The organism is Streptomyces sp. NPDC004609 (assembly GCF_042873655.1).
GTDB lineage: Bacteria > Actinomycetota > Actinomycetes > Streptomycetales > Streptomycetaceae > Streptomyces.
The window spans coordinates 1-13,484 of the sequence record NZ_JBIALS010000073.1; the positions used below are offsets into that span (position 1 = coordinate 1).

Below are 13,484 nucleotides of genomic sequence, written 5' to 3' on the forward strand. Positions count from 1 at the left end.
AGCAGGGCGTCCAGCTCATTCGTCACAGAACGATCTTGGACGCCCTGTCTGCGTTCCCAGACACACCGCCAGCATTCGGAATGACTCGTCTAGGGCGTCCGCCGGCCCGGCGTCGATCGCCTCCGGCGTCTGGATCCGGCGGCTGCCGGGCTGAGGCACGCGGCCACCGACGCCCTCGTGACCCGCGGCCGGCTGCTCAGCCTGCCCGAGAAACAGGCCGACGACCACGAATCCGACGGCCGCATCCTGCGCCTCGCCGAAGACCTGGCCCTCCTCAGCGCCAACCCCGACCACCTCGCAGGAGCCTGCGCTCAGCTCGCATCCCTGGACCAGCCGGCCGTCGTCTCCCCCGCGCCGAACCAGACCCCGATCCGCATCATCGACAGCGTCGACCCCGACCACGACCGCCCGACCCGGCTCCTGGAACGCCACTCCGAGCACCGCCGGGTCGCAGCCCTGGCCACCCTTGCCGCCAACCCCCACACCCCGCACGCCGCCGTCAGCCACGTCCTCCACATGCTGCACCCCGCCGAGCCGGCCTGGATCGCAGAGAAGGCCGAAGGCCCCGGCTGGTTCCAGAACACGGCGGCGGCCGTCCCGGCCGCCGAGGACGAAGACGACGGTGTGCCGCGGCTGCACAACGACGACGAACTCGCCCAGCACCCCGACCCCGTGGCCGTCCTGCAGTCCTGGCTCGACTCCCCCGCCGCCGGTGAGATCCTCTCCCGCTCCGAGATCTACCGGGCTGTCGTCGACTCCCGCCACCGCACCCTGGAGCACCTGCGCCAGGTCCCCGCCGACGAGGTCCTCTCCCGCCACGAACCCGAGGTCGGACTGAATGTCCTGCTGGACCACTGCGGGCGCAGCACCGACCGGTGGGCGGCACTCGCCGCCGCCATGACCTTCGAGTACGACGAGGAGAAGACCACCTTCGGAGAGCTCCTCGACTCCCTGGACGACGCCCTCGCCCGAGCACAGACACCCTCAACCGGCCGCTTCGCCGAATCACGCCATCTACTCCAGGCGCTGCGGCTCCATCTGGTGGCCGGCTCCTTGGCACGGGCCCGGCGCAGCGCGGCGGCCTCGGTCGCCGCAGACTGATGGCGGCGCTGTGCGCGGGCCTGCTCGATCAGGGCCGGTGCATCGTCCAGGACGACACCGGGTTCGGGAAAGGCAATGCGGGACAGCTCGCGCAGCGCGGCGGTCCGCCGCTCGATCGCCTGCACGGTGGCCGGGTCGACCCGCTGTGCGGGCGCGGGCGCCTGGTGCGCGGCGAGCGTTCTTTCGATAGCCCGTGGACGCCGTCTGGCGCGTCTTCACCGGTGCCTGCGGGGCGTCCGGTGCGCCAGCGGGGGTCTTGGGGACGGTTCGGGGTGCGGGTGCGGCGCCGGCCGCCAGGACCCGGATGCAGCGAACCGCCTGCGTACCGGCCGTGTCGTTGGCCGCGGCAATGACGCTGGCGCTGATCAGCCTCAGCTGGGTGGCGTAGGCCGGGGAGTCTGGGCGCAGGTCCAGCCGGCCGGTCTCGGGGTGGAAGGCGACGTCCTGGACACGGTCGGGCAGCTGCGGCGCGACGGCGGCCGCTATGGCGGGCCACTGGTCCAGCACGGTTCCGCCGGCGGCCGAAAGCTCCCACCCAGGCCCGCTCCGCCATCAGGCCCTGGCGAAAGCGGCGAACTCGGACGGCTCCGCGGCGCGCGGCCGCGGCGCGGGTGCGCTGCTTCGTCCTGCGGGTGCCGCCCTCACCGCGGGCCTTGAGGGGCGTGCGGTGCCGGGTCGGCCCCCGCGGTTATGCGTTCTTTTGGGAGGAGGGCGGGATTTTACAGGTCCAGTACGGCCCGCAGTGCGGTGTCCACCCTGGCCAGGACGTCGGCCCTGACCGGGCCCCTTCGTTCGGCGCCCTCGAAGCGGGCCAGTCGCAGCTGGACCAGGTTCACCGCGACCGCTGTGCAGGGCACCGGCTCCAGGATCCCGACGCTCATGGCCGTGTCCGGATACCGTCCGGCGTCATGGAGCACGATGGACAGCACAGCGCCGTACGTTTCCTCCAGCCCGGTCAGCGACACAACGAGCACCGAGCGGCCGTCGGCCAGGGTCCAGATGTCGCCTCTGTTCACAGAGTGTCGCCCTCACCGCACAGATCGTCCCCCAGCCCCAGGGACGCCAGCTGCCGTGCTGCGTCGAGCACCGCCGCCCGCTGTGCCGCGCGCACGATGTACGCGTTGAGGGACAGCCCGGCCGCTGCCGCGGCCTGGCGGACCGAGGCGTCCACGTCATCCGGCATGCGCAGTGTCATCACAGTCATGCACCAAACATAGCAACCGACCCAGGCAACCGCCATATGCCATCAGGTGGCGGTAGCATCAAATGGTGGCAGGGTCCTCGCCCGGGCTCCGGTCGTCCCGTGGTCTGTCCCCGGGGTGCTCGTGCCGGGCGGGCACCGTCTCCCAGGCCTGCCGCCTGTGCAGCCGGGCGGCAGGGCAGAGCTGTGACCCACTCGGAGGCGTAGCGGCACAGCCCGTCCTCTGCCGCCGCGAGCCCAACGGGCCATGAATCCATAGCAAGTTCGCCAGGGCGTTCTGTGGAATCATTGGTGTCAAGTGGGTGCTGGTGGGGGTGTTGTCAGTGGGATCGGCTTGGATGGAGTCGTGTCTTTCTATGAGCTCACTCGTCAGCTGCCGGAGATCTCGATCATTCGGAATCGCTCCCGAGCCATGGCTGCCCTCGACTCCGTCATGAGCCCGGACTGGGAGTCGCGGTTCTACTCGTTCGACTCTCAGTGGTCGCCGGCCGAGGAGATGGCCTCTATGCGCGACGGCTGCGGCAATGACTACTCGATCGTCTTCTCTCCAGCGGGTGCGTATGCCCGCGGGTTCGATCACGAGTCACCGATGAGCCCGCATCGGGTCACGCCTCCGGTTCCGTGGCCAGGGCTGTTCGATGGAGTGCCAGCGGCGTTTCTCCACCACGTCTCGGAACCCGCGTTCAGCGGGCACGACGGAACACCGAGGGCAACCGTGTGCTTCTGGCGTGAACGGGCTGACTCCGAGTGGAGGGCCGGGACCATCGAGGCCCTGCCTGCGGGTGTACAGGACGGCGACAGCGCGGAGCGGCTGTTCGACGTCTTGGTGGATGGCCGTCCCGAGGCATATCAGCAGTTCGCAGAGGATTACTACGAGGTCGCGGTGAACATCGAGGCCGTCCGTCACGTCTATGCCCTGCGGCCTCTTACTCAGGGCGTGGTCTCTGCGTTGAACCCGGGCGTCGACCTCGCTGACCTGGCCGAGGATCTGACGCAGATCGGATATCCCGTCCCGGGGCCAGCTTCTGCTCCGCCATGGCGAAGTCTTTAGTGCTTTCAATCCAAAAGGATCCCCAGTGAGTAATTACTTCCTGTACGGCGCCAATTCTGTTTCTTTGCGACAGATCACGCAAGATTTGACCAACCTGCTCGGATATAAGTTTCAGGAGCGTGATAGCTCACACAAGGGAGGTACATACTTTCTTGCCAACGCGTGCAGTTCCAACGAGATTTCCGTGGAGGAGAATTGGGAAGACGAGGAGGGGTATGCGTCCGAATCTGCCCATAGAGATTACTCCGTGCTCGTGTACCTCAATAGAGCCGAAGGGTCTGTGCCAGCAGCTCTCTCTTCCATGCCGGTTCTGGTGCACCTGCGGACAGAGGAGGTCCCATAAGAACTCCTACTGCAAGCGTTCGCTGGGCCCAATTCCTTGCGTGTGATCCGCACCCCAAGAAGAACGACTTCGTCGACCTAATACTGAGGTTTTCGTTGGTTCTGTGGGTATGGTGGGCTCGTTGGTTCACCAGTCCTGGCAGCGGCTTGGACGACACCGCCGGACCAGCACCCTCAGCTGCTACCGCAGGCTCACCAAATGAGATGACTTGCAAAGCTCCCAGGTGCCCGGACGGGTCGGAAGGGCGACGGTCTGCGCGTACTCGTCGCCGCTTGCCACGGGGTTGCAGGCATGCATGCCCGCTTGCATGCCTGCCGACTGGTACGCGGACGCGAACTCATGACATGAGGCGCCGACTCCAGACCCCTGCGACGAACGCGAAACCATTGACGGAGGCCCCCTGTGACGTCGTGCCTGAGGGCGATCCCGACACTGCCACAACGACAGCGCCCGTGGTGAGCTACAGCCTCACGAAGCTCACGATGAGCACAGCCAGGGACAGCAGTAGCATGCCCAGGCAGTTGACCCAGAACGCGGAGTTCAAGGCTCGCGCGCGAATGTGGGATGCGGCGGCCGCCAGGAAGTAGACAACGATCGCGGCAGTGGTCGTCATGGCGACGCCGGGCACCCAGAGCCCGACGATGAGCCCCACCACAGAGGCCGCCTTGACGGTGACCAGCGCCCACCACCAGTCGCGCGGGAACCGTACGCCGTCCAGACAATCGACGATGAATCCCGGTGGACGGATCATCATTGCGGCGTCGCCCGCCTGTATCCCGAGCAGGATCAGGATCGGCCAGACGGGAGACGGGAGTTCAGAGAGGGTCATCGGTCACTCTCTTCGTATCCGGTGACGAATTCGGCGGTGCGCCGGATCCCGGTTGCCGTCTGCTGCCGGTCGGTGGATCCCGCGGCGAGCAGCATCAGCTCACCCAGGTAGCTGGTGAACATCACCTGCGCACCGTGCCGGGCGCGGGGGCCGGGTATTCCCGCCTTCACCATCGCGGCGGTGAGATTCTCCTCTGTCAGCGTGCGCAGCTCGCCGAGGGCCGCGTTCTCGGGTTGTCCTCGGGTCAGGGCCCGGAAGTACGCGCGCGCGAGTTCGTCGTTCTCGGCGAACAAATCGAGGAACGGGTCGAAGTAATGGGCCAGGTAGTCGACCGCGGCGGCTGCGGACTCCACCGCCGGGGGCACGGGGATGCGGGCGGCGATGGCTTGGTCGTAGACAAGGCTCAACAGAGACTCCTTGTCCCCCACTGCCATGACGGCACCCACGGAAACACCCGCCTCCGTCGCGATCTGTCGCACCGTTGTGCCCTGGAAGCCACGCTCCTGGAAGAGGCTTTCGGCGGCCTCGACGATGCGGGTGGTGGTCCGCCGTTTTCGTTCGGCGCGAGTTTCCTGAACACGTTCAGTGAACATGTTCAGAGGATAGTCGGCGCGGCTACACCGACGCAAGGCGCGGGCGCCTCGCCTCCGTAGCCGCGAACCTGGCACACGTCACGGCCAGGCACGAGGAGCTGTCGAACCAGCCCGTTCCCGACACCGGCATCATCCGGATCAGGTTGCCCTCAGCTTCAACTCACCTGCTGGGACAGGAAGTTGGTGCAGGTCCTTCACCTCCACTCGAACCAACAGCGCCTCACGGCGCAAACGGAAAGCGAGCCAGAACCTCTGCGGCTCTGTCGCAGATTCGGTGGTGACGGAAAGTCATGGACAGGGTGCCTGATTGAGCCGTGCGGATGTCCACCCGGAACTCCCGCCCTTCTTGGCGGCGATCCCAGAACCCCGGTGTCGTATTGCAGCCTGAGCTGGGCGAATCACTGCATGTAACGATCGCCACCGTTCGTTACCACCGACAGCGAGCCAGAGCCGAATCTGCGACCGGCAGCCTGGTCCGAGGTGCCACGGCGTGGCAGCACCAAGCGGATCACCGGCATCGTGAAAGCCGTCCCTGATCCTTCATCAGCACGCCTCAATTCGAGGTTGACAAAGGCTCAGTGGCCCCGGGCGATCCATTCGGCCAGGTGCGGTGCCTCGTCGCCGATGGAGCTGCTGTCGCCGTGCCCGGTACGGACCACGGTCTCCGGCGGCAGCGGGAGCAGCCTGTCCCGGATCGAGTCGACGATCGTCGGGAAGTCGGAGAACGACCGGCCCGTCGCCCCGGGGCCGCCCTGGAAGAGGGTGTCCCCGGTGAAGACCATTTCCAGCTCTGGTGCGTAGAGGCAGACCGCCCCCGGCGCGTGGCCGGGCGTGTGGAGCACCGTGAGTCCGGTGCCGGCGACGGTCAGGACCTGCCCGTCGGACAGTTCGCCGTCGGGCTTCCGGTCGGGGTGTGTCTGCTCCCAGAGCACCCGGTCGTCCGGGTGCAGCAGGATCGGGGCCCCGGTCCGCCCGGCGAGGGCGGGGGCGGCGTTGACGTGGTCGTCGTGGGCGTGGGTGCACACGACGGCGACCACTGTACGGTCGCCCACGGCCTCGGCGATCGCGTCGGCGTCGTGGGCCGCGTCGATGACGAGGACCTCGCGGTCGTCGCCGACGATCCACACGTTGTTGTCGACCTCCCAGGTGCCGCCGTCCAGGGAGAAGGTCCCGGAGGTGACCAGGCGTTCCATGCGTACGCCGCTCACAGCAGCACCACCGAACGGAGTACGTCTCCCTTGTGCATGCGGGCGAAGGCTTCCTCGACGCCGTCCAGTTCGATGGTCTCGGTGACGAAGGCGTCCAGGTCCAGTCGTCCCTGCTGGTACAGGTCGATCAGCATCGGGAAGTCCCGGGACGGCAGGCAGTCGCCGTACCAGGAGGACTTCAGGGCGCCGCCCCGGCCGAACACGTCCAGGAGCGGCAGGTCGATGCGCATCTCAGGGGTCGGGACGCCGACCAGGACGACGGTACCGGCCAGGTCTCGGGCGTAGAACGCCTGCTCGTACGTCTCCGGGCGGCCGACCGCCTCGATGACGACATCGGCGCCGTGGCCGCCGGTGAGTGCGCGGATCGCCTCCACGGCGTCCTGGGAACGGGAGTTGACGGTTTGGGTGGCGCCCAGCTTGCGCGCCGTCTCCAGCTTCCGGTCGTCGATGTCGACGGCGATGATGCGCCCCGCACCGGCGAGCGCCGAGCCCGCGATCGCCGCCACGCCGACACCGCCGCAGCCGATCACGGCGACCGAGTCGCCGCGGCCGACGCCGCCGGTGTTGATCGCGGCACCCATGCCGGCCATGACGCCGCAGCCGAGCAGACCGGCCGCGGCCGGCGACGCGGCCGGGTCGACCCTGGTGCACTGGCCCGCCGCGACCAGGGTCTTCTCGGCGAAGGCGCCGATACCGAGGGCGGGGGACAGCTCGGTGCCGTCCGTCAGGGTCATCCGCTGCTTCGCGTTGTGGGTGTTGAAGCAGTACCAGGGGCGGCCGCGGCGGCAGGCGCGACAAATCCCGCACACGGCCCGCCAGTTGAGGACGACGTAGTCACCGGGTGCCACCTCGGTCACGCCCTCGCCCACGGACTCGACCGTGCCGGCCGCCTCGTGGCCGAGAAGGAAGGGGAACTCGTCGCTGATCCCGCCCTCCCGGTAGTGCAGATCGGTGTGGCAGACGCCGCACGACTTGATCTTCACCACGGCCTCGCCGGGGCCGGGGCCCGGCACCACGATGGTCTCCCATCGGACGGGTTCACCCTTCGCCCGGGCCACCACGCCTCGTACCTGCTGTGCCATGTACACGGCCTTTCTCGTTGTCGGATCGGTGTCAGGGGGCCGCGAGATGTCGGATCGGTGTCAGGGAAGGTGACGCGAGATCACGATGCGCATGATGTCCGACGTGCCCTCTTCGATTTCTTCGAGTTTGGCGTCCCGCATCCACTGCTCCACCGGGTACTCGCGCGAGTAGCCCCAGCCGCCGAGGGTCTGAACCGCGGCCCAGGTGCAGAACATCGCGGTCGACGACGCGGTCAGCTTGGCCATGGCGGCCAGGCCGGTAACGTCCGCCCCGGAGTCCACCGCCCGCGCGGCGCGCAGCACCAGCAGCCGGGCCCCTTCGATCTGGTTGGCCATGTCGGCCAGCCGGAACGCGACGGCCTGGTGCTCGATGATGGGCTTGTCGAACTGGACGCGGGTCCGGGCGTAGTCCCGGGCGTACTCGTACGCGGCCCGGGCGGCGCCGACGGAGGCCGCGCCGAGGACGATGCGGGAGATGTCGAAGGTGCGCATCAGGCCGCGGAAGCCCTGGCCCTCCTCGCCGAGCCGGTTCTCCTCGGGCACGAACACGTCGGACAGGTACAGCTCCCGGCAGACGATCGCCCGCTGGCCCATCTTCCGCATCGGCTCGCCGGTGCCGAGTCCCTCGGCACCGGCCTCCACGAGGAAGGCGGTGACGCCCCTGGAGCGCTGGGCGGGGTCGGTCTTGGCGAAGACGACGTAGAAACGGGCGGCTCCGGCGTTGGAGATCCATGCCTTCTGGCCGTTCAGGACGTACCCGCCCTCGACGCGCCGGGCGGTGGCCCTGATCGACGCGGCGTCCGAGCCCGAGCCAGGCTCGGTGGTGGCGAGCGCCGTCATCGGCGCGTCGGGGCCGGTGAGCGGGCGCAGCCAGCGCTCCTTCTGCTCTTCGGTGCCGAGTTCCAGGACGGGGTCCGCGAAGAAGCCGTTGGAACACATCAGGTTACCGATGCCGGCGTCGCCGAAGCAGAGTTCTTCCTGGACGAGGCACTGGGTGAACACGTCGGTGAAGCCGCCCCCGCCGACCTCGGTGGGGAGCATGAAGTCGGTGATCCCGATGCGGGCGGCCTTGCGCCAGATGTCGACCGGGGTGACGACATCGGCTTCGTCGACCTCACGGCCGCGCGGACGGATCTCGTTGCGGGCGAAGTCGCGGCACAGCTGGACGACCGCCCGCTGTTCGTCGGTGAGCGGCCACGGTTCGTCGATGGCGTTCATGGTCTTCCTCCGGTGTTGGGGTGGGGCGGTTGACCGGCGGTCCGGTGGTCCGGGAGGCTCGGTGTGACCGTCCCGGACCGCCGTGCTTCAGCGGGCGGCGTCCTCGGGCAGGTGGATGAGCGTGGGGCGGTCGGCGGTGAGCGCCGACTCCAGGGAGGAGGCGAGCTGTTCGCAGCTGTCGGCCCGTAGGCCGTGGCAGCCCATGGCCCGTGCGATCGCGGCGAAGTCCGGGCTCGGCAGGTCGACGGCGTGGACGGGGTCCGCGCGGTCGGCCATCTCGTTGCGGATCTCTCCGTAGCCGCCGTTGTCCGAGACGACGACGGGCAGGGGGAGCCGCAACTGGGCCGCTGAGGCGAGTTCCTGGATGGTGAACATGATCCCGCCGTCCCCGTGCAGGGCGATCACCGGTGTCTCGGGGCGGGCGAGTTTGGCGCCGATGGCGGCCGGCAGTCCGTAGCCGAGGGTGCCGAGGCCTGTCGGGTAGAGGAACGACCGCGGACGGTGGGCGGGCAGGTTCGACAGGGCGCCGTAGTAGCAGGCCATGGCGGAGTCGCCGACGAGGATTCCGTCGCGGCCGAGCGCCCCGGCCAGGGCCGCGGTGAGTCCGAGGTAGCCGGCGCCTTCGGCCCGCGCCTGCGCGGTGAAGGCGGTACGGGCTCCGGCGGCGCGGGCGTGGCCCGGTACGGCCGGCCCGCCGGGCCGGAGCCGGTCGCAGACCGCCCGCAGGGCGAGGGCGGCGTCGGCGACGACGGCGATGTCCGGCCGGGCGTTGGTGATGACGGCCTGGGCGTCGACATCGATCCGCACCAGCGGTCCGTTGATGTCGAGGGGGCCGTTCCACAGGTCGGCCGGGGCGAGTTCGGTGCCGACGGCGAGCACCGCGTCGCTGTCGGCCACCAGGGCGCGGACCGCCGCGTGGTGGACCCCGGCGCCGATGGCGAGCGGATGGCCGTCGTCGAAGACGCCCTTGCCGTTCGCGGTGGTGACGACCGGAGCACCGAGCCGCTCGGCGAGTTCGAGCAGTTCGGGGGCGGCCCCGCTGCACCCGCCGCCCGCGATGACCACGGGCCGTTCGGCGTCGCCGAGTGCCCGGGCGGCGGCCGCGACGGGGGCCGCCGCGGGGGCGGCGGGCGGTACCGGTACCGGTGCGACCAGTTGGACCGGTACCCGCTCGTCGAGCAGGTCGAGCGGGATCTCCAGGTGTACGGGGCGGGGCCGTCCGGTCGCCATCGCCGCGTACGCCTGGGCCACGGCCGCCGGGATCTCCTCCACGCTGGTGACGCGGTGGCTGTAGGCGACGACGGCGTCCAGCGCGGCGTGCTGGTCCTTGACCTCGTGGAGGTAGCCGTTGCCGCGGCCGGGGTGGCGCAGGGGCAGGCCGGGCGACACGAGGAGGAGGGGGACCGAGTCGGAGTACGCCTGGGCGGCGGCCGTCGTCGTGTTGAGCACGGCGGGTCCGGTGGTGGTGATGCAGACCCCGGGCCGGCCGCCGGCGCGGGCCCAGCCGTCGGCGGCGAAGGCGCCGCCCTGCTCGTGCCGGGGCGAGACGTGCCGGATGCCGTACTGCGCGAGCGCGGCGTAGATCGGCAGGTTGTGGGTCCCCGGGATCCCGAAGACCGTGCGGGCGCCGTGGGTGTCGAGGGCGGCGACGAGCGCCTCGCCCCCGCTGAGGACGGCCCCGGAGACCGTGGCGTCCGTGTGGTCCGTGGCGCTCATGCGCCGTGCTGCCCGGTGGTGTAGACGGACTTGCCGAGCCACTGGCCGCCGTCGACGACAAGCACGTCGCCGGTGACGTAGGCGGCGCGGTCCCCGATCAGGAAGGCCGCGGACTCGGCCACTTCCTCCGGGGTGGTGAACCGTGCGGCCGGGACGCTGCCGAGCACGTGTTCGCGGGCAGCCGGGGTCGGCCAGAGCGCGGCGGAGGCGCCTTCGGTCTCGGTGGGGCCGGGGGCGATGCAGTTGAGCCGGACACCGCGGGCGGCCCATTCCACGGCCAGGGTCCGGGTCATGGCGAGCACGCCCGCCTTGGCCGCGGCGCTGTGCACGGTGCCCGGGTGGCCGTGCCAGGCGTAGCTGGCGATGACGTTGAGGACCGCGCCGCTGCCCTGCGGCAGCATGTGCCGGGCGGCGGCCCGGGTGCCGTGGAAGGTGCCGTTCAGGACGATGTCGATGACGGCCTTCCAGCCGTTGGGCGACAGTTCCTCGCCGGGCAGGACGAAGTTGCCCGCGGCGTTGTTCACCAGGACGTCGAGCCGGCCGTGCCGTGCGGCCACCCCGTCCACGGCGGCGTCCACGGCGGCGGCGTCGCGTACGTCGCACGACACCGCGTCGGCCTTGCCGCCCGTGGCCTCGATGAGCTCGACGGTGCCCCGCAGCGCGTCCTCGCGCCGGCCGAGGACCGTCACATGGCCGCCGCCGGCCACCCAGCGCCGGGCGATGGCCCGGCCGATGCCCGATCCGCCGCCGGTGACCAGGGCCACCCGTCCGCTGAATTCGTCGGGCTGTACGTGGTAGGTCATGACTCTCCCATGGTGTCGGGGGCACGGTCGTCCCGGTCCGTGACGAGCAGTGCGTCGACGGCGATCGCGCCGTCGGCACCGGCCCGCAGGGGGTTGATCTCCAGTTCGGCGCCGTCACCGGTAAGCCGGGCGACCAGGTGGGACACCGCGACCACGGCTCCGGCCAGGGACTCGGTGTCCACCGCGGGCCGTCCGCGCCACCCGGCGAGGAGAGGGGCGCAGCGCAGGGCGCGGAGCATCGCGAGTGCCTGCTCCAGATCCACCGGCGCGCATTCGGTGACGGTGTCGCGGTGCAGTTCGGCCTCGGTACCGCCGGCACCGACGGTGATCATCGGTCCGAGGCGTGCGTCGCGCCTCCCGCCGACGATCACTTCGACCACGCCGGGCCGTACGTCCTGTTCCTCCAGTACATACAGTCCGTCGCCCAGCCGCGCGTGCATCTCGCTGAAGGCCCGGACCGCGTCGGGTGCGCCGGCGAGGCCGGTGCGCACGCCGCCCGCTTCGCTCTTGTGCTCCAGCCAGCCGGCCTTGAGGACGTAGGGGGCGCGGAGTTCCTTCGCGGCTTCGCCGGCTTCCCGGGCGTCGGAGACCCGGCGGGCCGCCGGGAAGGCGATGCCCGCGTCGCTCAGCAGGGCTCGGGCCGCCCAGTATCCGGGCTCGGCCGGGGTGGCGGTGGCCCCCTCGGCGATCTCCGTGGCCGGGCGGACCGGGCGGTCGGGGCGGGCCCGGAGGGCGACCGCTCCGGCCAGGGCGTCGGTGGCGGCGTCGATGGTGGGGAAGACGGGGACCCCGGCCTCGCGCAGGGTGCGGGCGGTGTCGCTGTCGGGGCCCATGGAGTGTACGAGCAGCGGCCGGCCGTGGGCGCGGGCCGCTTCCGCCAGTCCGGCCGCGACGCGCTGCTCCGCCTCGGCGAGCGCCGGGCTGTCGAGGCCGTACCGGCCGAAGTACCCGGACAGGACGACGCTGTCGACCTCTCCGGAGCGCAGCAGGCCGGCCACCACCTCGCGGTAGGTGGCGAGGTCCCGTTCGCCCGCGCCCGCGAGGTCGACGGGGTTGGCGGTGGCCGCGCCGGCGGGCAGCAGGGCGGCGAGCCGGGAGGCGAGCGGCGGGGTCAGTTCCGGTACGGCCAGGCCGCGGCGGCTCGCGCGGTCGGCGGCGAGGGCGCCCTGTCCGCCGCTGTCGCTGACGATGCCGATCCTGGGTCCGTCGGGGATCCCGCCGCCCAGCAGGCAGGCGGCCACGTCGACGAGGTCGGACGGCGTGCCGACCCGTAGCGCGCCGGCGGCCCGGCAGGCGGCGTCGACGAACTCCATCGGCGAGGTGAGGGCGCTGGTGTGGGAGCGGGCGGCGCGGGCGCCGGCCTCGCTGCTGCCGGCGGCGAGCAGGACGACCGGTTTGCCCGCGGCGCGCAGGGTCCGGATCGCGTCGGAGATCCGCCGGCCGTCCTGGAAGTTCTCGGCGTAGAGGGCGACGGCGCGAGTCATGCCGTGGTCGACGAGGTCTTCCAGGAGGTCGGCCGTGGTGACGTCGATCTGGCTGCCGACGGAGACGAAACGGGATATGCCGAGGCCGGCCCGCCGCGCGAGCAGGGCGATCTCGCTGCCCACCTGGCCGCTCTGGGAGACGACGGCCAGGGCGCCGGGCGGGAAGTCGCCCCACGCGATCTGGAGGTCGGAGGCGGCGTCGTACAGGCCGAGGCTGCTGGGTCCGATCAGCCGGGCGCCCGCCGCGGCGACCGTGGCGGCGAGGGCGGGCTCGTCGGGTACTCCCGCGGTGATGCCGAGCAGTCCGCGCACCCCGAGGGCGAGCGCTTCGTCGATCACGCCCGGCACCTGGGAGGCCGGTACGCAGAAAGCGACCAGCTGCGGTACTTCGGGCAGGTCCGTCAGCGAGGTGGCGGCCGGGGTTCCGAGGATCTCGCCGCCTGCGCGGGTGACCAGGTGGACGGCGCGGCGGTCGCGGCCCGTGAGGGCGCCGCGGGCCAGCCAGTAGCCCCACTTGGCCGGATTGGCCGAGGCGCCGACGACGGCCACCGAGGCCGGATCGCGGAAGACGGCGAGGCCGCTGTCCCCGGTTCTGCGGGGGCGTGGGATCGCAGACATCGTGCGGGCGTCCTCTCTGAGCGAAGAGGTTGGGTGGTTGGGTCCCCGGCCGGCTGGAGTCCGGCGGGGCGCGGGGGCCTCACGGTCCGGCCGGTGTCCGGTCGTTGCCCGGCGGGTACCGACCGGTGCCGGCGCCCCGGGCACTAGGGCGTGTATCGAAAGTCCCGCCTGGCCTGCGACGCCCAGCACGCACACTCGCTGCGTTGTCGGAATCGCCCAAGTACGTCCAGTACGAGG

General features: G+C 70.8%; 12 protein-coding genes. 2 read left to right on the top strand and 10 right to left on the bottom strand.

Annotated elements, in window-relative coordinates:
* Positions 1–177: 177 nt before the first annotated feature.
* Complete coding sequence (locus tag ACFYT4_RS35360) at positions 178–1,101, top strand: hypothetical protein (RefSeq protein WP_389278771.1); 924 nt, start codon at positions 178–180, stop codon at positions 1,099–1,101.
* A 719-nt stretch (positions 1,102–1,820) separates the two neighbouring features.
* Here ACFYT4_RS35360 and ACFYT4_RS35365 read toward each other — a convergent pair.
* Both ACFYT4_RS35365 and ACFYT4_RS35370 read right to left on the bottom strand, forming a co-directional pair.
* Positions 1,821–2,117: a hypothetical protein gene (locus ACFYT4_RS35365; protein ID WP_389278774.1), complete on the bottom strand. Its 297-nt coding sequence runs from the start codon at positions 2,115–2,117 to the stop codon at positions 1,821–1,823.
* Complete coding sequence (locus tag ACFYT4_RS35370; protein WP_389278777.1) at positions 2,114–2,305, bottom strand: toxin-antitoxin system HicB family antitoxin; 192 nt, start codon at positions 2,303–2,305, stop codon at positions 2,114–2,116. The genes ACFYT4_RS35365 and ACFYT4_RS35370 overlap by 4 nt, the downstream gene beginning before the upstream one ends.
* A gap of 343 nt (positions 2,306–2,648) precedes the next feature.
* On the opposite strand from ACFYT4_RS35370, the gene ACFYT4_RS35375 reads away from it, so the two are divergent.
* Positions 2,649–3,353: a hypothetical protein gene (locus ACFYT4_RS35375; protein ID WP_389278780.1), complete on the top strand. Its 705-nt coding sequence runs from the start codon at positions 2,649–2,651 to the stop codon at positions 3,351–3,353.
* An 803-nt stretch (positions 3,354–4,156) separates the two neighbouring features.
* Here ACFYT4_RS35375 and ACFYT4_RS35380 read toward each other — a convergent pair.
* The 8 genes from ACFYT4_RS35380 to ACFYT4_RS35415 form a co-directional block, all read right to left on the bottom strand.
* Complete coding sequence (locus ACFYT4_RS35380) at positions 4,157–4,525, bottom strand: DoxX family protein (RefSeq protein WP_389278783.1); 369 nt, start codon at positions 4,523–4,525, stop codon at positions 4,157–4,159.
* On the bottom strand, positions 4,522–5,118 hold the full coding sequence (locus tag ACFYT4_RS35385) for a TetR/AcrR family transcriptional regulator (RefSeq protein WP_389278786.1): 597 nt from the start codon (positions 5,116–5,118) through the stop codon (positions 4,522–4,524). Before ACFYT4_RS35385 ends, ACFYT4_RS35380 begins: the two co-directional genes overlap by 4 nt.
* 575 nt (positions 5,119–5,693) lie before the next feature.
* The gene (locus tag ACFYT4_RS35390; protein WP_389278803.1) at positions 5,694–6,311 is read right to left on the bottom strand and encodes an MBL fold metallo-hydrolase; all 618 of its coding nucleotides are present in this window, start codon (positions 6,309–6,311) and stop codon (positions 5,694–5,696) included.
* A gap of 11 nt (positions 6,312–6,322) precedes the next feature.
* On the bottom strand, positions 6,323–7,408 hold the full coding sequence (locus ACFYT4_RS35395; protein WP_389278788.1) for an S-(hydroxymethyl)mycothiol dehydrogenase: 1,086 nt from the start codon (positions 7,406–7,408) through the stop codon (positions 6,323–6,325).
* Positions 7,409–7,468: 60 nt separating this feature from the next.
* The gene (locus tag ACFYT4_RS35400; protein WP_389278791.1) at positions 7,469–8,626 is read right to left on the bottom strand and encodes an acyl-CoA dehydrogenase family protein; all 1,158 of its coding nucleotides are present in this window, start codon (positions 8,624–8,626) and stop codon (positions 7,469–7,471) included.
* A gap of 87 nt (positions 8,627–8,713) precedes the next feature.
* On the bottom strand, positions 8,714–10,342 hold the full coding sequence (locus tag ACFYT4_RS35405) for a 5-guanidino-2-oxopentanoate decarboxylase (RefSeq protein ID WP_389278794.1): 1,629 nt from the start codon (positions 10,340–10,342) through the stop codon (positions 8,714–8,716).
* Positions 10,339–11,145, bottom strand: a complete 807-nt coding sequence (locus ACFYT4_RS35410) for an SDR family oxidoreductase (protein WP_389278797.1) — start codon at positions 11,143–11,145, stop codon at positions 10,339–10,341. The genes ACFYT4_RS35405 and ACFYT4_RS35410 overlap by 4 nt, the downstream gene beginning before the upstream one ends.
* Complete coding sequence (locus ACFYT4_RS35415; protein WP_389278800.1) at positions 11,142–13,247, bottom strand: acetate--CoA ligase family protein; 2,106 nt, start codon at positions 13,245–13,247, stop codon at positions 11,142–11,144. Before ACFYT4_RS35415 ends, ACFYT4_RS35410 begins: the two co-directional genes overlap by 4 nt.
* Positions 13,248–13,484: the final 237 nt, after the last annotated feature.

What these genes read in the sequence shown, in the direction of transcription:
- ACFYT4_RS35370 (WP_389278777.1), bottom strand. Translation starts at nt 2,305, where the DNA reads ATGACTGTGATGACACTGCGCATGCCGGATGACGTGGACGCCTCGGTC.
- ACFYT4_RS35380 (WP_389278783.1), bottom strand. Translation starts at nt 4,525, where the DNA reads ATGACCCTCTCTGAACTCCCGTCTCCCGTCTGGCCGATCCTGATCCTG.
- ACFYT4_RS35385 (WP_389278786.1), bottom strand. Translation starts at nt 5,118, where the DNA reads ATGTTCACTGAACGTGTTCAGGAAACTCGCGCCGAACGAAAACGGCGG.
- ACFYT4_RS35390 (WP_389278803.1), bottom strand. Translation starts at nt 6,311, where the DNA reads ATGGAACGCCTGGTCACCTCCGGGACCTTCTCCCTGGACGGCGGCACC.
- ACFYT4_RS35395 (WP_389278788.1), bottom strand. Translation starts at nt 7,408, where the DNA reads ATGGCACAGCAGGTACGAGGCGTGGTGGCCCGGGCGAAGGGTGAACCC.
- ACFYT4_RS35400 (WP_389278791.1), bottom strand. Translation starts at nt 8,626, where the DNA reads ATGAACGCCATCGACGAACCGTGGCCGCTCACCGACGAACAGCGGGCG.
- ACFYT4_RS35405 (WP_389278794.1), bottom strand. Translation starts at nt 10,342, where the DNA reads ATGAGCGCCACGGACCACACGGACGCCACGGTCTCCGGGGCCGTCCTC.
- ACFYT4_RS35410 (WP_389278797.1), bottom strand. Translation starts at nt 11,145, where the DNA reads ATGACCTACCACGTACAGCCCGACGAATTCAGCGGACGGGTGGCCCTG.
- ACFYT4_RS35415 (WP_389278800.1), bottom strand. Translation starts at nt 13,247, where the DNA reads ATGTCTGCGATCCCACGCCCCCGCAGAACCGGGGACAGCGGCCTCGCC.